18 protein-coding genes are annotated in these 22162 nt (G+C 67.5%); 12 read left to right on the forward strand and 6 right to left on the reverse strand.

What is annotated here, in order from left to right; genetic code table 11:
* Nucleotides 1-74: 74 nt before the first annotated feature.
* Genes SFC76_RS17700 through SFC76_RS17725 form a run of 6 tightly spaced genes read left to right on the forward strand, consistent with a single transcriptional unit; the run spans nt 75 to nt 4632 of the window.
* Nucleotides 75-1208, forward strand: coding sequence for an epoxide hydrolase family protein (locus SFC76_RS17700; RefSeq protein WP_322850729.1), 1134 nt, complete (start codon nt 75-77; stop codon nt 1206-1208).
* Between the two features lie 3 nt (nt 1209-1211).
* The gene (locus SFC76_RS17705) at nt 1212-1403 is read left to right on the forward strand and encodes a hypothetical protein (protein ID WP_322850730.1); all 192 of its coding nucleotides are present in this window, start codon (nt 1212-1214) and stop codon (nt 1401-1403) included.
* Nucleotides 1404-1419: 16 nt separating this feature from the next.
* Nucleotides 1420-2415: a glycosyltransferase gene (locus tag SFC76_RS17710; RefSeq protein WP_322850731.1), complete on the forward strand. Its 996-nt coding sequence runs from the start codon at nt 1420-1422 to the stop codon at nt 2413-2415.
* A complete protein-coding gene (locus SFC76_RS17715) occupies nt 2412-3401 on the forward strand; it encodes an acyl-CoA dehydrogenase (protein ID WP_322850732.1) in 990 nt (329 codons plus the stop codon). The genes SFC76_RS17710 and SFC76_RS17715 overlap by 4 nt, the downstream gene beginning before the upstream one ends.
* Nucleotides 3398-4057: a PIG-L family deacetylase gene (locus tag SFC76_RS17720; RefSeq protein ID WP_322850733.1), complete on the forward strand. Its 660-nt coding sequence runs from the start codon at nt 3398-3400 to the stop codon at nt 4055-4057. Before SFC76_RS17715 ends, SFC76_RS17720 begins: the two co-directional genes overlap by 4 nt.
* On the forward strand, nt 4054-4632 hold the full coding sequence (locus SFC76_RS17725; RefSeq protein ID WP_322850734.1) for a class I SAM-dependent methyltransferase: 579 nt from the start codon (nt 4054-4056) through the stop codon (nt 4630-4632). The genes SFC76_RS17720 and SFC76_RS17725 overlap by 4 nt, the downstream gene beginning before the upstream one ends.
* Before the next feature lie 21 nt (nt 4633-4653).
* Here SFC76_RS17725 and asd read toward each other — a convergent pair whose 3' ends face one another.
* The 3 genes from asd to SFC76_RS17740 all read right to left on the reverse strand — a co-directional run bounded on the left by asd (nt 4654) and on the right by SFC76_RS17740 (nt 9018).
* Nucleotides 4654-5508, reverse strand: coding sequence for an archaetidylserine decarboxylase (asd, locus tag SFC76_RS17730; RefSeq protein ID WP_322850735.1), 855 nt, complete (start codon nt 5506-5508; stop codon nt 4654-4656).
* Nucleotides 5509-5537: 29 nt separating this feature from the next.
* Nucleotides 5538-6626, reverse strand: a complete 1089-nt coding sequence (locus SFC76_RS17735) for an NAD-dependent epimerase/dehydratase family protein (RefSeq protein ID WP_322850736.1) — start codon at nt 6624-6626, stop codon at nt 5538-5540.
* 115 nt (nt 6627-6741) lie between these two features.
* Nucleotides 6742-9018 (reverse strand): glycoside hydrolase family 3 N-terminal domain-containing protein, encoded by a 2277-nt coding sequence (locus tag SFC76_RS17740; RefSeq protein ID WP_322850737.1) that lies wholly within the window; start codon nt 9016-9018, stop codon nt 6742-6744.
* A gap of 167 nt (nt 9019-9185) precedes the next feature.
* Here SFC76_RS17740 and SFC76_RS17745 point away from each other — a divergent pair, with 167 nt between their 5' ends.
* The 6 genes from SFC76_RS17745 (at nt 9186) to SFC76_RS17770 (ending at nt 18917) form a co-directional block, all read left to right on the forward strand.
* Entirely contained in the window at nt 9186-10187 is a 1002-nt protein-coding gene (locus SFC76_RS17745) for a LacI family DNA-binding transcriptional regulator (RefSeq protein WP_322850738.1), read from the forward strand.
* Nucleotides 10184-11608 (forward strand): glucoamylase family protein, encoded by a 1425-nt coding sequence (locus tag SFC76_RS17750; protein ID WP_322850739.1) that lies wholly within the window; start codon nt 10184-10186, stop codon nt 11606-11608. The genes SFC76_RS17745 and SFC76_RS17750 overlap by 4 nt, the downstream gene beginning before the upstream one ends.
* A 2-nt stretch (nt 11609-11610) precedes the next feature.
* Nucleotides 11611-13158 (forward strand): tryptophan halogenase family protein, encoded by a 1548-nt coding sequence (locus SFC76_RS17755; protein ID WP_416222442.1) that lies wholly within the window; start codon nt 11611-11613, stop codon nt 13156-13158.
* A 186-nt stretch (nt 13159-13344) separates the two neighbouring features.
* Nucleotides 13345-16380: a TonB-dependent receptor gene (locus SFC76_RS17760; RefSeq protein WP_322850741.1), complete on the forward strand. Its 3036-nt coding sequence runs from the start codon at nt 13345-13347 to the stop codon at nt 16378-16380.
* Between the two features lie 66 nt (nt 16381-16446).
* The gene (locus SFC76_RS17765; RefSeq protein ID WP_322850742.1) at nt 16447-17127 is read left to right on the forward strand and encodes a DUF6445 family protein; all 681 of its coding nucleotides are present in this window, start codon (nt 16447-16449) and stop codon (nt 17125-17127) included.
* Nucleotides 17124-18917, forward strand: a complete 1794-nt coding sequence (locus tag SFC76_RS17770) for a family 43 glycosylhydrolase (RefSeq protein ID WP_322850743.1) — start codon at nt 17124-17126, stop codon at nt 18915-18917. The genes SFC76_RS17765 and SFC76_RS17770 overlap by 4 nt, the downstream gene beginning before the upstream one ends.
* Before the next feature lie 56 nt (nt 18918-18973).
* Here SFC76_RS17770 and SFC76_RS17775 read toward each other — a convergent pair whose 3' ends face one another.
* Genes SFC76_RS17775 through SFC76_RS17785 form a run of 3 tightly spaced genes read right to left on the reverse strand, consistent with a single transcriptional unit; the run spans nt 18974 to nt 22160 of the window.
* Nucleotides 18974-19597, reverse strand: a complete 624-nt coding sequence (locus SFC76_RS17775; RefSeq protein ID WP_322850744.1) for a TadE/TadG family type IV pilus assembly protein — start codon at nt 19595-19597, stop codon at nt 18974-18976.
* On the reverse strand, nt 19594-20196 hold the full coding sequence (locus SFC76_RS17780) for a TadE/TadG family type IV pilus assembly protein (RefSeq protein ID WP_322850745.1): 603 nt from the start codon (nt 20194-20196) through the stop codon (nt 19594-19596). Before SFC76_RS17780 ends, SFC76_RS17775 begins: the two co-directional genes overlap by 4 nt.
* Nucleotides 20193-22160, reverse strand: a complete 1968-nt coding sequence (locus SFC76_RS17785) for a pilus assembly protein TadG-related protein (RefSeq protein WP_322850746.1) — start codon at nt 22158-22160, stop codon at nt 20193-20195. The genes SFC76_RS17780 and SFC76_RS17785 overlap by 4 nt, the downstream gene beginning before the upstream one ends.
* Nucleotides 22161-22162: the final 2 nt, after the last annotated feature.

Raw genomic sequence — 22162 nt, forward strand, 5'->3', positions numbered from 1 at the left:
ACCCATGGGTTCGATCCCGCCGGCGGGAGGGCGGGCGCGGTGCCCGCCGGTGTGGCGATCGGGCGGCGCGGCTGATGGTGCAGCCCTTCACCATCGCGATCCCCGACGAGCGGCTCGCCGAAATCCGGCTCGGCATCGCGCGTTTCGACTGGGACGACTTTCCCGACGCGGGCGGCTGGACCTCGGGCGTCGGCCTCGCCGATCTCCGCCGCCTCGCCGATCGCTGGCTCGGCGGCTACGACTGGCGCGCGACCGAGCGGCGGCTCAACGCGCTGCCGCAGTTCACCGCCGATATCCTCGGGCAGACGCTCCACTTCCTCCACGTGCGCGGCGACGGATCGCGGCTGCCGGTGATGCTCTTCCACGGCTGGCCCGGCTCGTTCCTCGAATTCGAGGCGCTGATCGCGCCGCTCACCGCCGCGGGGCATGACGTGATCGTGCCCTCGCTGCCCGGCTATGCCTTTTCGGGACGTCCCGCGACGCCGATCGGGCCGCGGCAGACCGCCGAGCTGTTCCATCGGCTGATGGTCGAGCTGTACGGTGCCGGCCGCTATCTGCTCCAGGGCGGCGATTGGGGCGCGGCGATCACCGCCTGGATGGCTTTCGGCCATCCCGATGCGGTCGCCGCGCTGCATCTCAACATGGTGATCGTCCAGGCCGCCGATGCGGTGCCCACGCGGGCGCCGGAGCTGGCCTGGGCGGCGAAACGCGCCGACCTCGCCAAGGAGGAAGCGGGCTACAGCCACGAGCAGGGCAGTCGCCCGCAGACGCTGGGGATCGCGATGAGCGACAGCCCGATCGGCGTCGCGGCCTGGATATTGGAGAAATTCGGTGCCTGGGCGGACGTCCCCCGCGATGACGCGGGGCGGCCGGACCTGTGGGCGGCGTTCGATGCCGACGTGCTGATCGACAACGTGATGCTGTACCTGGGGCCGAAACGCTTCGTCACCTCGACCTGGATGTATCGCGGACGCACGCTGGAGGATTCCGGGCAGTTTCCGGCGGGAACGCGCCTCCGCGTGCCGACGGCGGTCGCCGCCTTTCCCGATCCCGTCTTTCCGCCGCCACCGCGTTCGCAGGTCGAGAAGACCTATGACGTCGTGCGCTGGACCGAGCCGGCCAGGGGCGGCCATTTCGCGGCGCTGGAACAGCCCGAGAGCCTGCTGGCCGATATGCGCGGCTTTTTCGACGCCGTCTCGCCGGGCTGACGCGTGGACGATCTCGCGCCGTTCCTCGCCAGGATCGACACGCTGCCGACCGGCGATGGCGGGGCGGGTTCGACAGCGACCATCGCTGCTGTAGACTGTTGTTTTCGAACGGTTAATGTCGTGCACAAGGCGGCGAGCCCGACACGATATCCCTGCCGCGAGATCCGCGGCTGGCTGGAGATGATCCCTGACTGATGCTGCGGTGATTTGCGTGCCGGCGCGCAACGAGGCGCAGGCCTTGCCCGGCTTGCTCGCCGCGCTCGGCCGGCTGGATGCGCGCGGCACGCTGACGGTGTGCCTCTATCTGGACGGATGCATCGACGACAGCGAACCATTGGTGCGTCAGGCCGCCGCCGACATGCCGTTCGCGCTGCGGATGCAAATGGGACCGGGCAGCGCGGCGTCCAATGCGGGGGTCGCGCGGCGCGCGGCGATGGCGATGGGATTGGCGCATCTGGGCGGCGCCGACGGGATGCTGTTCACCACCGATGCCGACAGCCGGCCGCAGCGGGACTGGATCGCCGCGGGCCGTGCGGCGCTGGACCAGGCCGACGTCGTCGCGGGCCGGATCGTCCGCCGCCACGGTTCGCGCGACGGCGCACAGTCGCGGCTGGAGCATTATTACAACCGGCTGCATGCGTATCGGCGGCTGCTCGACCCGGTGAGCTGGGAAGCGCACGACACGCATCATTTCAGCGGCGGCGCCAATCTGGCGATCCGCGCGTCGGCGTATCGCGCGATCGGCGGCTTCCGGCCGTTGCCCTTCGCCGAGGATGCGACCCTGCTCGACGATGCGGCGCGCGCCGGCTTCCGGGTGCGGCGGGACGGCGCGATGCTGGTCGAGACGTCGTCGCGCCGGCACGGACGGGCGCCGCAGGGACTGGCCAGCGCATTGCGGGCCGCGGATGTCGGCGAGGTGCCGCGCGTCGCGCATCCCGCGCAGATGGCGTGGCAGTGGCGCGAACATGCCGCGATGCGCTTCGGCTTTTCGACGATCGATCGTGGCAGGACCCGCGCCGCTCTGGGCGAGCGGCTGGGGCTGAGCGGCGACCATGTGCTCGGCGTCGCACGCGACTGCCCGAATGCGGAGGCGTTCGCGACGCGGATCGTGCCGGCCCCGCCGGGGGCGGCCGATCTGGTGACGCTGGACGAAGCCGAGGACGCGCTGGCGCGGCTCGAAGCGACCTGGTGCGAGGCGGCGGCATGATCGACATGCGCGACGCGTTGCGTGCGGCGATCGCGCAGGCTGGGTGGGATCGCGACCCGCCCGGCGATCCCGCGACGGCGCAGGCGTATCTGGCTTTGCTCGGCACGCTTTATGCCACCGGCCGGCGCGACCTGCCGCTCGGGCGGTTGCTGGAGGGGCATGTCGACGCGGTGCAGATCGTCGGGCGCTACGGCACGATCGCGCAGGTCGCGCGGCTGCACGCGGCGCTGGCGGCGGGGGCGATGCTCGGCGTGTGGAACGCGGGGCTGGCGGGCGAACCGCTGATCCTCGCCGATGGCCGGTTGCGCGGCGGCAAGAGCTATGCGTCGGGGGCGGGGGTGCTGACGCATGCGCTGGTGACCGCGCAGACGGACGAGGGCAATCGCCTGCTGCTGGTCGATCTGGCGGAGGCACCGCCGGCGATCGACCGCGACTGGTGGCGGATGACCGGCATGCAGCGGTCCGAGACGCATCAGGTGCGCTGGGAAGGCGCCGCGATCGATGCCGCGGCGGCGATCGGTGATCCCGAGGATTACGTGCGCGAGCCGTATTTCAGCGGCGGTGCGCTGCGCTTCGTCGCGGTCCATGCCGGCGGCGTCGCCGCCCTGTGCGACCGGACGCGCGACCATCTGGCCGTGACCGACCGCGCCGGCGATCCGTTCCAGGCGGCGCGGCTCGCCGACCTCTACAATCTGGCGGAGGGCGCGGCGGGCGTCGTGCGCCGGGTCGCGAGCGGCTGGTTCGATCCCGGCGACGACGCACGGCTGCTGCGGGTGGCGGCCGCGCGGCTAGCGGTCGCCGACGCGGCCGAGCGTGCGATCGCGCTCGCGCAGCAATCGGTCGGGCTCGCCGGCCATTTCCGCGACCATCCGCTCGCCGCGACCCTCACCGATCTGGCGGTCTATCTGCGGCAGCCGGCGCCGGACGCGCAGCGCCTGCGGGTCGGTGCGGCGGTCGCCGGCGGCGCGCTCGTCCCATCGTTGTGAGGCTCCGTCCGGGCCGGCCGCGCCATGTCGTCGTGGTCGCGCCGCATCCCGATGACGAGATCATCGGCGCGGCGGCGCTGATCGCGACGCTGGCGCGGCGCGGATCGCGGGTGACGGTGGTGATCGTCAGCGACGGCGCCGCCTCACATCCCGGCAGCCGGCGCTGGCCGCGCGCGCGGCTGATCGCCGAACGCCATCGCGAATCGCGGCGCGCGCTGCGTCGCCTCGGCGTGGCGGCGGGGGCGGTGCGCCGCCTCGACCTGCCCGATGGCGTCGTCGGCGCGCATCGCGCCGACCTCACGCGCGCGTTGCGCCGCATCGTGCGGGCCGGGGCGGGGGCGGGCGTGGACCTGATCGTCGGGCCGGCCGCCGCCGACGCGCATCCCGACCATCGGGCGGTCGCCGCGGCGCTGCACGGGATCGGCGGCGGGTCGCGGCGATTGTCCTATCAGGTGTGGCCGCCGCAATCGCCGCTGCGCCGCGGATCGCGCCTCGTCGCGATGCCCGGTGGATCGGCCGCCAAGCGATCGTTGATCCGCGTCCATCGCACGCAGCTCGGCGCGATCGCCGACGATCCGGCGGGCTTCGCGATCGCGCGGCACGAACTCGACGCCTTCTCCCATCCCCTCGAAGCCTATCTGGAGGTGCGGCGATGACCGCGATCGATCTCGGCGGCTTTGCCGGCAAATTCGCTGACGACGACGATCCCTGGGGCACGTTCAGCAACCGCGACGAGGCGGTCAAGCGCCGCGCCATCGTGCAGGCGCTGGGTCCGGGACCGATCGGCCGCGTGCTGGAACTCGCCAGCGGCAACGGATCGAACAGCGCGGGCATCGCGCCGCGCGCGCTGCGCCTCGACGCGACCGAGGGGACGGCGGAGGGCACCCGCCTGACCGCCGCGGCGATCGCGCGCTATCCGCGTGCGCGGGCGTCGCGGCTCGCCTTGCCCGCGGCGTTTCCGCGCGGCGTGTACGATGCGATCGTGGTGGCGGAATTGCTCTATTATCTGTCGGAGCGCGACATGGCGCGGGTCGCGGTCGACGTGGCGGCCGCGCTGCGTCCCGGCGGGCGGCTGGTGCTGGCGCATCACCGGATCGACTTCTACGATTTCGCCCAGCATGCCGACGGCATCCAGGACCGCTTCCTCCGCCAGACCGGGCGGTGCTGGCAGGTCAGGCGCGTGCGCGCGCGACGCCGGTGGCGGGTCTGCGTCGCGACCTGCACGGGCTGACCGCCAAACCAAAGCGCCGCGTCATGCGGGGCAGGCGCTGCCCATCGCCTCGCCGAGGCGCACCGACCGTTCGGGCTGCCAGCCCGCGTCGAAGGCGATCACGCCCCGCCCGAACAGCATCACGACGGTCGAGCCGAGCAGGAAGCGGCCCATCTCCTCGCCCTTCCGCAACACGATGTCCTGCCCGCCATAGGTCCATTCGGACGGGGCACGCAGGCGCTTGGGATTGACGACGCCGTGCCAGACGGTCGCCATGCTGCCGACGATGGTCGCGCCGACCAGCACCATCACGAACGGTCCATGCTCGGGTGAATCGAAGACGCAGACGACGCGTTCGTTGCGCGCGAACAGATTGGGCACGCCGCGGGCCGTGGTCGGGTTCACCGAGAACAGCGTGCCCGGCACATGGATCATCCGCACGAGTTTGCCGTCGCACGGCATGTGGATGCGGTGATAATCCTTGGGGGAGAGATACAGATTGGCGAAGCTGCCATGGCGGAAATGCGCGGCGAGATCCTGGTCGCCGCCGACCAGTTCCGTGGTGGTGAAGCGATGCCCCTTGGCCTGGACGATGTGATGATCGTCGATCGCGCCGAACTGGCTGATCGCGCCATCGACCGGGCAGGCGAAATCGGCACCGGTCATCGGGCGGACGCCGGCCTTGAGCGGGCGGGTGAAGAAGGCGTTGAAGCTCGCGTAGCTGCCGATGTCCGGGTCCGCGGCCTCGCTCATGTCGACGGCATAGGTGCGGACGAACCATCGGATCAGCCGGGTCGTCAACCGCCCGCGCTCCGCACCCGCGACCCGGCCTGCCAATGCGGTCAGGCGCTGCTTGGGCAGCATATGCTGCAGGAGGATCTTTAAACGATCGGACATCGGCACCTCGAAACGTCGGCCACGCACCTCTAGTCGGATGCGCCGGGGGATCCACCGTCGGCGCCTGCCTCCGGCGGGCGATTTCGCTCGATCCGCGGGATCACGCCTGCGTCCTGCTGCCGCTCGATCGCCCGGATCAGCGCATCGACGGGATCGAGATCGTTTTGGAAGCCGGCGAGGCGGATCTTGGTCATGTCGGAGACCACATCGGCCTCGGTGCCGAAGATGAAGTCGCCGAACTCCCAGCCCACCGCCTTGGTAAGGTCGGGCTGGACCAAGCCTTTGGCTATCCGCTGCCATAGAGGTTCGAGCGCAGGCATGTGGTCGGCGAGCGCGAACGGGATGGGCTCGCCGAGTTCGAGGTCGAAATGCCGGGCGATCTTTTCCCACATGCGCCGCCAGCGGAACGGCGGGTGCACGTAGTTGAACGCCTGGTCCGCCGCCGCGCCGGCGGTCGCGGCCCACAGGCTGGCACGCGCCAATGCGTGTGCATCGGTCACCTGCACCAAGCAGTCGTCGTAGGTCGTGCGCGAGCCTGGGAAGCGGAAAGCCGCGCCGTCCGCGGCCGACAAAGCGGCGTAGGCGCCGATCACCGTCGCGATGTTCATCGCATTGCCGGCGGCGTCGCCGACCACGACGTCCGGTCGCAGGATCGACCATTCCGGTCCGCCGGCGGCGCAGCGCAGTTGCAGCTCGCGCTCCTGCGTGAAGTAGAAGTTCGGGCCGATCGGGCGCGGGTTCTCGTCCTCGTAGAACGGCGTCGTGACCGGTCCGAGGTGGACGCCGTAGACCTTCGCTCCCTGGTACAGCACGATCCGCGCAACGGGCGCGCCCGCCGCCGCCAGGCCGTCGAGCAGATTGCGGAGCATGGCCGAATTGCGCCGGTCCTCCTCCGCCAGGCCGCCGCCCGGTCCATAGGCCGCGTAGAAGACGTGGGTGACGTCGCCCGCGCCCGCCAGGGCCGCGCGGCTTGCCGGCGCGTCGCTGAGGTCGGCGACGACATCGCCATGGCTGCGCGATAGTGCCATGCCGCGCCAGCCCGGGGTTCGGGCGATCTCTTCGAGCAGAGCCTTGCCGATGATGCCACCGGCACCGGCGACGAGCGCGACGTTGGTCAAGCAATTGCTCCGGGTTCACAGCGGGGACGGGTCACAGAACGATCCGCGCCGCCAAACTATCCGCAGGACGAGCCAGCGGACGCGCCGGACCCGCACCTCCACCGCCAGCCGACGATCAGCGCAGCAGCTCGAACGTGCCGTGGACGCCTTCCGCTTGGGCCGAGGGGGCGATCCATACGTCGAACGTGCCGGGCTCGACCGTGGGCCGCAGGTCCTGGCCGAGGAATTCGAGCTGCGCGCGGGTCAGCGTGAAGGTCACCGTTTCGCGCGCGCCCGGCGCCAGCGCCACCTTGCGGAACGCCTTCAGCTCGCGAACCGGCCGGGTGATGCTGGCGACGCGGTCGCGGATGTAGAGCTGCACCAGCTCCTCGCAGGCGCGGGTGCCGGTGTTACTGATCGTCGCCGCCAGCCGGATGCGGCCGTCCCAGGCGAGCGTCGGCGGCACGTCGGGCGCCGCATACGTCACCTTGCCGTAGGTCAGGCCGTGGCCGAACGGGTAGAGCGCGGCATTGGGCGCGGTGCGCCACTGCGTCTTGTAGGGCTCGCGCGGGCCCGCCGGGGCGGGGCGGCCGGTCGCCTTGTGCGCGTAATAATACGGCTCCTGGCCGCTTTCATAGGGGAAGCTCAGCGGCAGGCGCCCGGACGGGCCGACCTTGCCGAACAGCACGTCGGCGATGGCGTGGCCGGTTTCGGAACCGAGGAACCAGGTGACCATGATCGCCGCCGCATCCCGGACCGCCCCCTCCAGCGCGAGCCCGCGACCGTTCTTGAGCAGCACGACGACCGGCTTGCCCGTCCCGGCGACCGCTTCGGCCAATGCCATCTGCGGCGCGGGGATGGTGATCGACGTGCGCGACTGCGCCTCGCCCGACATGCCCTCGCTCTCGCCGATCGCCAGCACGACGACGTCCGCCGCCTGCGCCGCCGCGACCGCCGCAGCGATGCCGCCGGGCAGCGCCTCCTCGACGCCGGAGCCGGCCGTCACGCTGACCGCGCGGGCGCCCGCCGCCTTGATGCCGGTGACGAGGTCGACCGCCTGGTTGTTGTCGCCATAGACGACCCATGGTCCGTTGAGATCGTGCTGACCGCTCGCGAACGGGCCGATCAGCGCGATCCTGCGGTTGAGGTCGAGCGGCAACAGATCGCCCTCGTTCCGGAGCAGCACGATCGCCTTTTGCGCCGCCTCGCGCGACAGCGCGATCGCCGCCCTGGTGCGCGAGCGCGCGGTTTCGCGCGTCTTGTCGATCCGCCGGAAGGGATCGTCGAACAGGCCGAGCCGATGCTTCACCGCCAGCACGCGCCGCACCGACCGGTCGAGCGTCGCCTGCGGCACCGCGCCTTCGCGGACGAGGTCGGCAAGGTGCAGCGCATAGAGATTCGACTGCATGCTCATGTCGACCCCGGCCAGAAAGGCGAGGCGCGCGGCATCCTTGCCGTCCTTGGCGAAGCCGGCGGCGATCATCTCCTCGTCGCCGGTGTAGTCGGAAACGATGATGCCGGGGAACTTCCATTCGTCGCGCAGCACCTGCTGCATCAGCCAGGGATTGCCGGTCGCGGGAACGCCGTTGATCTCGTTGAACGAGGCCATGCCGCTCATCGCGCCGGCGTCGAACCCCGCCTTGTACGGCGGCAGATAGATTTCGCGGAGCGTCCGTTCGGACAGATCGACGGCATTGTAGTCGAGGCCGCTTTCCGTCGCGCCATATGCGGCGAAATGCTTGATGCAGGCCATCACCGCATCGTCGGCGGCGAGCGATCTGCCCTGGAAGCCGCGCACGCGCGCGGCGGCGAACATCTGGCCGAGCAGCGGGTCCTCGCCGGCGCCCTCCATCGTGCGGCCCCAGCGCTGGTCGCGGGCGATGTCGACCATCGGGAAGAAGGTCCAGTCGATCCCCGCCGCCGCCGCTTCATAGGCGGCCATGCGCGCGGTGCGCATCGCCAGATCGGGGTCGAAACTGGCCGCCTCCGCCACCGGCACGGGGAAGATGGTGCGGTGACCGTGGATCACGTCGGCGGCGAAGATCAGCGGGATCTTCAGCCGCGATCCCCGCATCACCGCATCCTGCATGCGCCGCGCCATCTCGACGCCGTTGCCGTTGAACACGCCGGTCAGCTTGCCCGCGACCGCATCGGCGACCTGACCATCGAAGCTCGGTCCGCTCGACGGCGGATTGAGGCCGGTGGCGGTGCCGCCGCTCCACGCCGCCGCGTTGAGCTGCAACTGGCCCGCTTTCTCCTCCAGCGTCATCCGGGCCAGGATCGCCTCGATCGGCGCCGGCAGTGCTGCGCCGTCCACCTGCGCCAGCAGCGCGCGGGCCGGACTGGCGGACCAGGCGACGATCGCCCCCGCACCGAGCAGCGCCGCACGCCGCGAAATCATGCTATCGGTCATATCCCAGGCTCTCCCCGACACGGGCCAACGCGCGTGCCGGGCATCCCCGCAGGGCGCGACACATTTCCCGTTGACGCTCATTTGTAACCGGTTACACAGACCGAAGGCATCGCACAAGCGGTGTCCGTCGGATAAACGGCTTTGGCCCGAGATGGAATGGGGAGGGTATGAAACGGGCATCTGCCACGGTCCGCGATGTCGCGCGTGAAGCCGAGGTTTCGGTGGCGTCCGTGTCCCGCGCTCTGAACGGCCTCGACAGCGTCCATCCGGACACGCGGGCGCGCGTGATCGCCGCCGCCAAGTTGCTCGGTTACGTTCCCCATGCCGGTGCGCGCAGCCTGTCGCTGGCGCGCAGCCATGCCATCGGCGTCGTGCTGCCCGATCTCTACGGAGAATTCTTCTCGGAGATCGTCCGCGGCATGGATCGCGAGGTGACGGCGCGCGGCTATCACCTGTTGCTGTCGAACATGCATGCCGATGCGGCGCTGGCCGCGCAGGCGATGCGGTCGATGCGGGGGCGGGTCGACGGGCTGATCGTCATGGCGCCACAACTGGATGCCGTCGGGCTGGACGATGCGCTGCCGCGCGACGTGCCGGCTGTGCTGGTCAATTGTAGCGATGCCGTCGGCCGCGCGGCCTATCGCATCGACAATGCCGCCGGCATCGTCGCGGCGGTCGCGCATCTGGTGCATATCGGTCGCCGCAGACTGGTGCATATCGGCGGACCGGATGGCAATATCGATGCGCGCGAACGTCGGGAGGCATTTGTCGCGGCTCTGGCCCACCACGCACCCGATATCGAACCCATCGTCATAGACGGCGACTTCCGCGAGGATTCGGGTGCCGCGGCCGTCATGCGGCTGAAGGCGGCGGGTGCCGTCTATGACGGCATCGTCGCAGCGAACGACATGATGGCGCTCGGCGCGATGGGCGCGTTGCGCGAGGCCGGGATGGCGGTACCGGCCGACATTGCGGTCACCGGCTTCGACGACGTACCGCTCGCCCGCTATCTCGGTCTGACCACGATACGCGTCGACATCGCCGCCATGGGCGAACGCGCGGTCGCACGGCTGATCGATGCGCTGGACGGCGGCATCCTGTCGGCGGAGACGCAGATTGTCGCGGTCGAACTCATCGTCCGCGCGACGACGGGGGGAATGGGGGCATGACAACCGTAGCGATCAATCGCCGCGATCTGCTCGCCACCAGTGGGCTGGCCGCGGCGGCGGCCGGTCTTCCCTATACGGGCAATGCGACCGCGCCGCGGGTCTTGCTGCCGCATTGGTTCGATGACCTCGAGCACCGCACCTTCCGCTTTTTCTGGGATCTGGCGAGCCGTAGCAACGGGCTGGTGCCGGATCGCTGGCCGACGCCGTCCTTCGCCAGCATCGCCGCCGTCGGCTTTGCTCTTACTGCCTATCCGATCGGGGTCGAGCGCGGCTGGATATCACGCGAAGAGGCGCGCGATCTGACGCTCACCACCCTGCGCTTCTTCGACACCGCACCGCAAGGCGACGCTCCCGCCGGCATGGCCGGACACAAGGGCTTCTTCTACCATTTCCTCGACATGACGACTGGCGCGCGGTTTCGCGACACCGAATTGTCCAGCGTCGATACCACCTTACTCTTCCTGGGCATCCTGTTCGCGGGAAGCTGGTATGATCGTCCCGATCCGGTCGAGGCGGAAATCCGCAGGCTCGCCGAGCGCATCACCGATCGTGCCGACTGGCCGTGGTTCACGAATACGCGCGGCAGCGTGTCGATGGGCTGGCATCCCGGGCAGGGTTTCATCGCGCGGCCGTGGGAGGGGTATAACGAGGGGATGATGGTCTATATCGTCGGCCTCGGCAGCCGCGGCACAGCGCTCGCCGATGGCGCCTGGGATGCGTGGACCAGCACCTATCCGGGCTTCTGGCGCGGGGAGGGGGCCACCCGTCATCTCGCCTTCGCTCCGCTGTTCGGTCATCAATACAGCCAGATGTGGATCGACTTTCGCGGCATTCGCGATGCCGCGATGCGCCGTGCCGGGCTCGACTATTTCGAGAACAGCCGTCGCGCGACTTATGCGAACCGCGCATATTGCATCGCGAATCCGATGCGTTGGGACGGCTATTCGCGCGATATCTGGGGGCTGACCGCCTGCGATGGACCCGGCGACCTGACCTTGCCGTTCAAGGGGCGGACCGCGACCTTCTTCGGCTATTCGGCGCGCGGGCCGCTTGGCCAGCCTGACGAGCGCGACGACGGCACGCTGGCGCCGACCGCAGCGCTCGGAAGCCTCGCCTTCGCGCCTGAGATCGTCGTGCCGGCTGCCGAAGCGATGAAACGCTGGCCGCGACTCTACGGCCAATATGGCTTCCTCGACAGCTTCAATCCCTCGTTCCGCGCGACCCAGGTCAAGCTTGCGGCGGGCTCGGTCGATCCCCGCTCGGGTTGGGTCGACCACGATTATCTGGGGATCGACCAGGGCGCGATCGCCGGCGCGATCGCCAATACCCGCGACGAAGGCATATGGCGCGTGATGCGCCGTTCGCCGACGATCCGTCGCGGTCTGCAGCGGGCGGGCTTCACCGGCGGGTGGCTCGGGTGACGATGGCCGACGCGGCGCCGGCCGACCATCCCAACCCGCCGCTCAAGACGATCACGATCGTCGGCGGAGGCACCGCCGGCTGGATGACGGCGGCTCTGCTCGCCCGGCTGTTCCTCGGCGCCTATACGATCCGCCTGATCGAATCGGAGGAGATCGGCACAATCGGCGTCGGCGAGGCGACGATCCCCGCGCTCCGTACCTACAACGGACTTGCCGGCATCGACGAGTTCGAGATGGTCCGCGCAACACAGGCGACCTTCAAGCTCGGCATCGAATTCCGTAACTGGCGCACGCCCGGCAGCAGCTACATCCACGGCTTCGGCAAGATCGGCCAGGATCTCTATTGGCTGCACTGTCATCAATTCTGGCTGAAGGAGGCGGCACGCGGGCGGGCCAAGCACCTCGATCATTATGCGCTCAATGCGCTGGCGGCGCGGATGAACCGCTTCGCCATGCCCGATCCGTCCAATCCGCATTCGCCGCTGGCCGATCTTGACTATGCCTATCATTTCGATGCGGCGCTGTTCGCGCGCTTCCTGCGTGGTCGTGCGGAGGCGGCGGGAGTCGAACGGATCGAGGGCCGGATCGTCGCTGCGAACCGGCGTAGCCACGACGGCTTCCTCGACCATGTCGTGCTCGCCGACGGCCGGACGATCGACGGCGATCTGTTCATCGACTGTTCGGGCATGCGCGGCCTGTTGATCGGCGATGCGATGGGCGTCGGCTATGAGGATTGGGATCGATGGCTATTGTGCGACCGCGCCCTTGCGGTGCCGAGCGCACGGAGCGGGCCGCTGACGCCCTATACGCGATCGACCGCGCATGGTTCGGGGTGGCAGTGGCGGATCCCGCTGCAACATCGCACCGGTAACGGTCATGTCTATGCCAGCCGCTTCGTGTCGGACGACGCGGCCGCGGCGACGTTGCTTGCGCATCTCGATACGCCGGCACTCGCCGATCCGCGTCCGGTCCGCTTCCGTCCGGGCAAGCGGCATCGCGCCTGGGACAAGAACGTCGTCGCGCTGGGACTGGCCGGCGGCTTTCTCGAGCCTCTGGAATCGACCAGCATCCACCTGATCCAGACCGGTATCCTCCGCCTGATCGCGCTGTTCCCGGGGCGTGGTTTCAATCCCGCCGATATCGCCGAATACAACCGCCAGACCGACTTCGAATATCGCGACGTACGCGATTTCATCATCGCGCATTACAAGGTCACCGAACGCGACGACACGCCCTTCTGGCGCCACGTCAGGCACATGGACGTGCCCGACAGCCTGACCGAACGGCTCGATCTGTTCGCAGCCTCGGCACGCTTCTTCATGCACGGCAAGGCCGAGCTGTTCCGCGAGGAAAGCTGGGTGCAGGTCCTGCTCGGCCAGGGAATGCGGGCGCAATATGATCCGATGGTCGACATGATCCCGGACCAGCAGACGACCGCCTTCCTCAAGGACATCGAGGCGGTGATCGGTGACGTCGCGGCGACGCTGCCGACCCATGAGGCGTTCATTGCCCGGCACTGCCGAGCGCCCGCGATCACCGTCGGCGTCTGACGTCATTTCGTCGGGTGTTGCGCGAGTGCAACAATCGTAATGATAACGAAACGGACCCATCGCTGCCAGTTGTAACCGGTTACTCGCAGGAGTAACCGGTTTCATACGCCCCTGGCGATCTGCGTGCGTCGCTTGTCGATGACCAGCAGAAGCAAAACGGGGTCTGAGAGGATGGAGGGGTTTGCAATGACATCAGGGATTCGGTGCGCGCACCTTCGCCGCGGCATTTCGGTCGCGACGCTCGCCGTAGCGCTCGTCATGGCAGCGCCCGCGCTGGCGCAATCCACCTCGACGTTGCGCGGGCATATCGAGGGCGTGGCGGCGGGCACCGCCGTCGTCATTACCGACCTGACGACGGGGCAGGTCATCAACGGCCGGACCAATGCGACCGGCAATTACACCATCCCCGGCATCCGCCCAAGCACTTATCGCGTCGCCGTGGAGGGGCAGCAGCCGCAGCAGGTCGTAGTGCCCGTTGGTCAGACGATCACGCTCGACATCGGCACCGCCGCCGCCGCGACCGAAGCGGCAGCGACCGAGACGACCGGTTCGGCGGATGCGGGCAGCGGCACGGGCAGCGACATCGTCGTCACCGGCCGCCGTACGCAGGAGGTGCGTACCGCCGAGATCGCCACCAACGTGTCGCAGCAGCAGATCGAGAGCCTGCCGCAGAGCGACCGAAACTTCCTCAACTTCGCCGCACTCGCTCCGGGCGTCTCGGTGACGCCGGGGCGCAGCAACCGGCAGGTGCAGGCGGGCGGCATCAGTGCCGACAACGTCAACGTCTTCATCGATGGCCTGAGCCTCAAGAACCAGGTCAATCACGGCGGTGTCGCCGGCCAGAACTTCAGTCAGGGCAATCCTTTCCCGCAGCTCGCGGTGCAGGAGTTCAAAGTCGACACGCAGAACTTCAAGGCCGAGTATGAGCAGGCGGGTTCGGCGATCATCACCGCGGTGACCAAGTCGGGCGGCACCGATTTCCACGGCACCATCTTCGGCGAGTGGCAGCCCAAGGGGTTCTACGGGACCAAATATTTCGACCGGCCGGGCAAGGCCAACAACCGCGACGGCTCGCTCAAGCAGGGCAATTACGATCGCAAGCAATATGGCGGCGACTTCGGTGGCCCGATCATCAAGGATGTGCTGCACTTCTACGGCGCGTTCGAGGCCACCGACCAAAAGGCACCCTCGGCAGCGGTGCTGCTCGGCACCACCAATACCGATCAGCCGACGCAGGTCGTGCCGCAGGCGATCGCCAATCAATATAACGGCAGCTACGCGCAGGATTTCCACCAGAAGCTGTATTTCGGCAAGCTCACGGCCTTCGTCAGCAACGCCGACACGGTGAACTTCAGCGGCTTCTTCCGCCGCGAGAGCAATCTGGCCGACTTCGGCGGCACGTCGGTGCCCTCGCACGGCCATCTGTTGCAATCGAAGATCGATCTCTATCAGCTCGAATGGAATCATCGCGGGGATAATTGGCTGAACGAGGCGACGATCGCGTACAATACGGTGTTCAACGGCACGCCGCGTACCAGCAGCGGTCCGGAGATCATCCTCGGGCAGCCGGGTGCAGTGGTCGCAGCGCTTGGCACCAACGGCTTCGAGCAGTCGGACAATCAGAAGACCTGGACGTTCAAGAACAACGTAACCTTCTTCAGCGATGCGCACGTCATCAAGGCAGGCGTGAAGGTCTCGCTCAACGATCTGTCGCGCGCCGAGGACAATCTTGGCAACGGCTCCTATTATTTCACCCCCTCGACCTACACGACCTTCGATGCGTCGACGCCGCAGCAGGCGGCGGTGTCAGTCGTTCCCGTACAGGCGGCGAAGGTTAAGGATACGCAGATCGGCCTGTTCATCCAGGACGATTGGACGGTCAACGATCACATCACGGTCAACGCCGGCATCCGCTGGGACTATGAGACCAACGCCAAGAACGATAAATTCGTGACGCCCGATGCGATCGCGACCGCGCTGCGCAATTATCAGCCGTGGCAGGCGGCGGGGATCAACCCCGAAGACTATATTTCGAACGGCAGCAACCGGAAGCCATATTGGAAGGCATTCCAGCCACGGCTCGGCATATCGTACGACATCAACGGTGACCGCGACACGGTATTGTTCGCCGGCGCCGGGCGATATTACGACCGGCCGCTGTTCATCACGTCGGGGATCGAGACGGTCAAGGCGCTGTACCAACGTACCGTCACGCTCAGTTTCTGCGACGGTCCGGGGCAGCCGACCTGCGCAAGCTTCCGCCAGGGCAATGGCGGCGTCTTGCCGGCGACGACATTGGTGTGGAACGACAGCTACAAGAATGTCGACAATTTACGTACCGCGGCGACGGCAACCGGCGTCGGTGGCGACGTGTGGCTGCTCAACAACAACACCAAGCTGCCGTATTCCGATCAATTCAACTTCGGCGTGCGCAAGCGGCTGGGCGTGGTGCAGACGTCGATCACCTTCAGCCACATCCGCAGCCACAACATCTTCAAATATGTGCGGGGCAACCGCCTGCCGAGTGGCCAGTACACCAGTCAGGGCGATCAGTGGATCGAGGACAACTTCCCGGCCTCCGGCATTCTGCCGGGCTATAGCGGCAAACTCAACATCGGCTCGAACGACGGCAAGGCGGAATATAACGCGGTCTATTTCACCGCGGAGAAGCCGTTCGTCACCGGTTCGACATGGGGCTTCACCTCGACGCTGACCTTGCAGCAGGCGAAAAGCAACGTCGCGCAGGAGTTGCAGAGCGATGAATTCTACAATGGTCCGAGGGTCGATGCATACGGCTGGAACTATGTCGCGGGCGTCGAGAAATGGCGTTTCGTCGGTACCGGTATCGCGCGTGGGCCGTGGGGCACCAAGGTCTCCGTGACCGGCACGTTCAGCTCCGGTCCGTCGTTCGGCCAAGTGATCACGCGGCCCGCGCCGGCCGAGTTTCTAGGCAGTACCGGTACTTACGGCAATTTCGGCGGCGTGTTCTGGCCCGATCAGATCGTCGGCTACGCTTCGGTCGACGCGCGCATTTCCAAGACGTTCAAGATGCCGTGGGGGACGGACCTCGAGGTCAATTTCGCCGCGTTCAACCTGTTCGACTCGGTCAACCGCACCTACACCGCCTGGGGCGCCGGGTCGGGCGTCAATCCCACCAAGCGCGAGAACGACACGCAGGGCGTGCCGCGCTCCTTCCAGGTCGGTGCGCGCTATAAGTTCTGATCGCGCCGATAGTCCCGCCCCGCTCGCACGTCGAACGGGGCGGGTGCACTCGCAGGAGTTGCCGCGATGACACCCAGCCTGCTTCGCGTCGGACGTAGCCAAAGCCCGGTCGTGATCGTCGACGACGTCACCGGCGATCCGGAGCGCGTCGTCGCGCTGGCGGCAGCGATCGCGCCGTTTCCGGATGCCGTGGGGAGCCATTATCCCGGCGTCCGCCGCGTGCTCACCGGCTCGGATGGAGAGGCGTACGCTTATGCCACCACGCTGCTGGAGCAGGTCGCCCCGTTCATCGGCGGTGCCTTCGATATCGATGGATTCGACTGGATCGAAGCCAGTTTCTCGATGGTCACAGCTGCGCCGGCGATGCTTTCCTCCGTCCAGCGCGCACCCCATTTCGATTCATTGGATGCAGGCTATATCGCCGTCCTCCATTATCTGTCGGATCTGCCAGATGCCGGCACCGCGTTTTATCGACAGCGCAAGACAGGGATCGAATGTGTCGGCCCCAGCAACTGCAATGCCTACGTCGCCGCGGCGCAAAGCGACGATCACGCGCTGGCGGGCTATACCAACGCCAGCACTCCGGCGTTCGAACAGATCGGGATGATCGAGGGACGTCGCGATCGCGTCGTCATCTATCGGGGCTGCCTGCTTCATTCGGGGATCATCCCGGCCAACATGCCACTGAGCGACAATCCGCGGCGGGGACGGCTGACCGCCAATCTGTTCGTGCAGGCGCAGCGATGATCACGTGGCTCGCTCTCGCCACGGCGGCGGTGCAGACGCACACGTATGCCAACCCCGTCGACATCGATTATCGCTACAATTTCGAACAGGTGAACGAGGGCGTCTCCTACCGCACCGGCGCCGACCCGGTGATCGTGCCGTTCAGGGGCGCCTATTATTTGTTCCTGACGTTGGCGGACGGCTATTGGCGCTCGACCGACCTCGTCAACTGGCGCTTCGTTCGGCCGAGCCGTTGGCCGGCGGAGGGGATCGTCGCGCCCGCCGTGACATCGGATGGCGATCGGCTGCTCATCATGCCGTCGATGACCGCGCAAGGTACGATCTACAGTACGAGCGACCCGGCGACCGGCCGCATCGACCTATACGTCCGTCGTTTGCCGCCGCTGCCGGGCGCGGTGAAATCGGGGCAGGAGGGAACGATCAAGCCGGGTGAGGTGCCGCCCGGCCCGTGGGATCCGGCTCTGTTCCGCGACGACGACCATCGCTGGTACCTCTACTGGAACTCGTCCAACGTCTTTCCGATCTACGGCGTGCCGGTCGCCTTTGCGGACGGCAAGATGAGCTACGGTACGCCGCGGCGTTCGTTCATCCTGCTCGATCCGGATGCGCATGGCTGGGAGCGCTTCGGACAGGATCACAGCGGCACGACGGCCGACGGCACGCCGATCACCCCCTTCATGGAGGGTGCGTGGATGACGAAAGTGGGCGGCCGCTACTATCTGCAATATGGCGCGCCGGGCACCGAATATAACGCTTACGCCACCGGCACCTACGTCGGCAGTTCGCCGATGGGGCCGTTCACTTACGCCCCCTACAACCCGGTTGGATACAAGCCGGGCGGCTTCATGCAAGGGGCTGGTCATGGCAACACCTTCCGGGATCTGCACGGCAATTGGTGGAACACCGGGACACCGTGGATCGGCTATAATTGGACGTTCGAACGGCGCATCGGGCTGTGGCCCACGGTCTTCGATGCGGACGGGCAGATGCGTGTATCCACCCGTTTCGGCGACTTCCCGCAACGCGTGCCGACCGGCCGCTTCACCGACCCCGACGCGCTGTTCACCGGCTGGATGCTGCTGTCCTACCACAAGGCGGCTACCGCCAGCGGCAGCGTCGTCGGCCATCCCGCCACCGATGCGACCGATGAAAATCCACGCAGCTTCTGGCTCTCGCCGACGAAGGAGCCCGGAGCGACGCTGACCGTCGATCTCGGCGGACCACGGACGGTGCGCGCGGTGCAGGTCGATTTCGCGGACTATCAGGCTGGCCGTTTCGCCGACGCCGCCGACATCTATACGGAATTCCGTCTGGAACAGTCACTCGACAGCCGCACATGGCGGCCGCTGGCGCGCACGTCGTCACCTCGCCGCGATCGCCCCAACGCTTATTTCGAACTGCCGCAGCCGGTGCAGGCGCGCTACATCCGTTTCGTCCATGGCCATATCGGTGGCGCGCACCTCGCGATCGGCGATCTGCGGGTGTTCGGCGATGCCGGCGGCCCGGCACCGGCGACGCCCGAGTTGCTGGCGGCGACCCGCGAGGCCGATACCCGCAATGCGACGATCCGCTGGCGGCGCGTACCGCATGCCGTCGGCTACAACGTGCGCTGGGGCATACGCCCCGACCGCCTTGCCTTGACGTACCAACTTTTCGCCGATCGCGTCGCGAGCGGACCAGCCGCGGTCCTGCCGCTGCGCGCGTTGACCAAAGGGCAGCATTATTACGTCGCCGTCGAAGCCTTCGATGAGAATGGCGTATCGAAGCTTAGTACGATTGCCGCCATGTAGGTCGACGTTCAATTCCAGCGGCAACGCAGACGCCATTGCTGGCGCCACGTCTCGACCTAGGAACAGCGGGCGACCGTCGCCTTTTCGTCGTTCGATACGAATTGCAGGTTGCGGTCCGAGCGGACCGGGACCGCTGCGCTTTCGACGATCTTGCCGGTGACGAGGGGGACGGTGAACACCATCGGCTTATAATCGTAGGCGAGTTCGACGAATTGCACGGGGATGCCGTCCTGCGCCTGGATGCGGGCCGTCGCGGGGCCCATGCCGTTGGCGCCCTGACCGGTCTGGCCGTCGCCCTCGACCCCCCAGGACGAGGGATGGCGGAGTGCGCCGGTGCAGCGCTGCCAGTGGAGCCATTGCCCCTTCGCCGTGTTGCGTTCGAGGCTGGTCAGGATGATCCGGCCGCGCTGGCGCAGGTCCGACGGGCTGCCCTGGATCTGGCCGCCGAGCAGGACGTCGTTGATCTGCTTTTCGCTGATCGGCATCGGCCCGGTCAGGCGCGCCTCGCCCAGTCGCGCGGCATTGTCGGCGATCTGGAACGCTGCCTGGCTGAGCCCCTCGCGCACGATCGCGTAGCGGGCATATTCGACGAGCCCGAGGATCAGCAGCAGCAGCAGCGGGGCGGTGAAGGCCATCTCGATGACGGCGACGCCGCGCTCGTCCTGGGCAAATCGCCTCATGGGCAGGTCCTTTCCGCCACCGGGGCCTGATTGTCGAAGGGCTGGTTGCGAAGATAGGTCGTCGCCGAGATCTGGGTCTGTTTGGACATGCCGAGCAACTTGCCGAGGGGCAGCCGGTCGTAGGTGAACTCCGCCCTGAAGACGACGACGTCCTTGGCGCCGCCGCCGTCGCCCGCGCGGCCGCCGTCGATGTCCCAGACGCCATTGTCGTTGGTGTCGGAAAACACCTCGTTGGCGTTGCATCGCCCGTCGTGATTGGCGTCGATATAATCTTCCGCGGTCGATGCGACGTTGGCGTAATCGCGATAGGATCGGCGCGAGAAGGCGACGGTGCCCGATCGCGCCAGCGGCCGCATCGCCGCGCGCACGCGGTTTTCGATCTCCGTGCGTCGCGCCGGGGATTGCGCGTCTTCCAACGTCAGGTCGCGGCCGGCCTTGTTGATCTCCCCCCGCAACAGCGCCGCGAGATAAGCGCGATGGCCGACCTCCAGCCCCCCGGTCAGCAGCAGCAGGAGCAGGGGCGCGACGAGCGCGAATTCCACCAGCGTGACGCCGCGGGCATCGGCGCCGAACGACCGGAACGAGCGCCGCGCGCTCATCGCGTCAGCCTGAGCTGCGAGATCTGCGCCGCGATCTGCGCGAAGGCCTGGTCGAGCTCGCTCGCGCTCTTCGCCTGATAGGCGCGGCCGTCGCTCGCGCAGCCGGTCAGCAGCGGGATCAGATCGGTGCCGAAGGCGATCACCCATACGGTGATGCCCTTGTTCTTGGCGACGGTACAGAGGCCGCCGAGGCGCCGTTCGACCATCGCATTCTGGTCGCCGTTGGTCGGCAGGCCACCCGTGGACGAGCGACGCCGGTCGAGCGCGGCGAGGCCATAGGCATCGTAATCGTTGATGTTCGTCTCGGTCTTACCGTCGGTCATGAAGATGAGGTGGCGGGACACCTTGCCGCCGGAGGGCGCGACATTCTCGTCCTTGAAGATACCCTGCGCCGACAACAGCCGGAGACCCCAGAGGAAGCCGATGTCGTGGTAGGTCAGCCCGGCGGGGGCGAGCGAGGCGAGATAGGAATCCAGCTCGGACTTGCTGATCGCGGCGAGCTTGCGCGCCGCGGTGGGGCAGGCCGCCCGCAACAGCGCCTTGGCGGCGCTCGCCGTCGGCGAATCGTAATTGTTGGTGACGTTCGACACCGTCGGCACCGTCCAGGTGCCGTTGGTGGCGCTGTTGAGATCGTTCCACTTCCGCGCATAGATCAGGTCGGGCAGGGCGGGGCGCCATTGCGATCCTGGGTCGTTCGTCACCGGCTCGCCGTCGACGTCGAGATCGGACAGCGCGGCCGGTTTCAGGGCGTCGTTGGCAGCGCTCGTCTGCCGCTCCTCGATACAGCCGCGCCAGGGGATCTTCTTGGCGGCATGATTGGCGGCGATCTGCTGGTCCGGGAGCGACCCCAGGGTCATCGCGGACGCGCTCGCCATGCTCTTCAGCGGCGTCAGATCGTAGCTCCGCGCCAGATAATTCCAGTAATAGACCGTCGATTGCGACGTGTTGCCGTAATTCGGATTGTTCAGCCGCCGCACCGTTTTCGTCTGCGCATAATCCTGATAGACGTTCTCGGTCACGGTGCAGGTCGAGCCTGACAGCGACGCCGAATAGGTCGTGCCGTTCCGGGTGACGGTCTCGCTATAGGTGACCTCGCCGTCGGCCGGGACCGGCGACGGATCGGTCGTGGTCTTCGACGTATATTTGACGTTCGCGGGCGCGGTGCAATTCTCCGGCGGAATCGTGTATTTGCGCGTCTGCACGCTGCCGGTCGTCGTATTGGGGCCCGATTCATAGCGGTATTTCGCGGTGTCGGTGTTCGTCGTCGTACCGGTGCCGGCGGCCTCCCGGGACTGATACGTCCAGCGATCCGCCAGCCACGCGGGCTTGAGCAACGCGCCGACGTTCACCGTCGAGGCATAAGGCACGAAGCCGTAGCGCACGCGCGTGCCGGGTCCGCGCGCGCTTTCGAGCGTGGAGAAGAAGCTCGACACGCTGTTGCGCAGCACCTGGATGCGCGGCAGCGTGTCGCCATCGTTCGCCTCGGTCATCGACAGCGTGGTATCGAGCACGAACATCACGTCGGCATTGGGCAGTTCCAGCTTCGCGGCGCATTCCGCCGCCATGATCTTGCTGCCGAAGCCGAACACCTGCATGATGACCATCGGCAGCGTCAGTTGCGCGGCGCCGTGAACGACCTGATCCGTGCCGACCATGAAATTGACGCCGACGTTCCTGGCGCCATATCGCCCCTCGGGAAAGTTGACGGCGAAATATTGGTGGCCGAGCAGGTCGGCGGCCGGGTTCCAGGGGCCGCCGCCCATTGCCCTGCGGCCGCCGAGCACACCGGTATCGCATGCCTGCTGAAGCCGCGCCTTGACCAGGTAGAGCCTGCTCACCTCCATCGCCCCGCCGAGCATGCCGACCAGCGGCAGGATGCTGGCGGCACCGAGGATGGCGACGTTGCCGCGCCGATGCGCCAGAAAGGATGTGATTGCTCGCGCGACGCTGCCCTGATTCGCCATAT

The organism is Sphingomonas sp. CD22, assembly GCF_034556155.1.
Classification (GTDB): domain Bacteria; phylum Pseudomonadota; class Alphaproteobacteria; order Sphingomonadales; family Sphingomonadaceae; genus Sphingomonas.

Coding starts and splice junctions, on each gene's coding strand:
- SFC76_RS17740 (WP_322850737.1), bottom strand. CDS start 9,018: ATGACCGATAGCATGATTTCGCGGCGTGCGGCGCTGCTCGGTGCGGGG.
- SFC76_RS17780 (WP_322850745.1), bottom strand. CDS start 20,196: ATGAGCGCGCGGCGCTCGTTCCGGTCGTTCGGCGCCGATGCCCGCGGC.
- SFC76_RS17770 (WP_322850743.1), top strand. CDS start 17,124: ATGATCACGTGGCTCGCTCTCGCCACGGCGGCGGTGCAGACGCACACG.
- asd (WP_322850735.1), bottom strand. CDS start 5,508: ATGTCCGATCGTTTAAAGATCCTCCTGCAGCATATGCTGCCCAAGCAG.
- SFC76_RS17785 (WP_322850746.1), bottom strand. CDS start 22,160: ATGGCGAATCAGGGCAGCGTCGCGCGAGCAATCACATCCTTTCTGGCG.
- SFC76_RS17750 (WP_322850739.1), top strand. CDS start 10,184: ATGACAACCGTAGCGATCAATCGCCGCGATCTGCTCGCCACCAGTGGG.
- SFC76_RS17755 (WP_416222442.1), top strand. CDS start 11,611: ATGGCCGACGCGGCGCCGGCCGACCATCCCAACCCGCCGCTCAAGACG.
- SFC76_RS17725 (WP_322850734.1), top strand. CDS start 4,054: ATGACCGCGATCGATCTCGGCGGCTTTGCCGGCAAATTCGCTGACGAC.
- SFC76_RS17700 (WP_322850729.1), top strand. CDS start 75: ATGGTGCAGCCCTTCACCATCGCGATCCCCGACGAGCGGCTCGCCGAA.
- SFC76_RS17760 (WP_322850741.1), top strand. CDS start 13,345: ATGACATCAGGGATTCGGTGCGCGCACCTTCGCCGCGGCATTTCGGTC.
- SFC76_RS17775 (WP_322850744.1), bottom strand. CDS start 19,597: ATGAGGCGATTTGCCCAGGACGAGCGCGGCGTCGCCGTCATCGAGATG.
- SFC76_RS17715 (WP_322850732.1), top strand. CDS start 2,412: ATGATCGACATGCGCGACGCGTTGCGTGCGGCGATCGCGCAGGCTGGG.
- SFC76_RS17765 (WP_322850742.1), top strand. CDS start 16,447: ATGACACCCAGCCTGCTTCGCGTCGGACGTAGCCAAAGCCCGGTCGTG.
- SFC76_RS17745 (WP_322850738.1), top strand. CDS start 9,186: ATGAAACGGGCATCTGCCACGGTCCGCGATGTCGCGCGTGAAGCCGAG.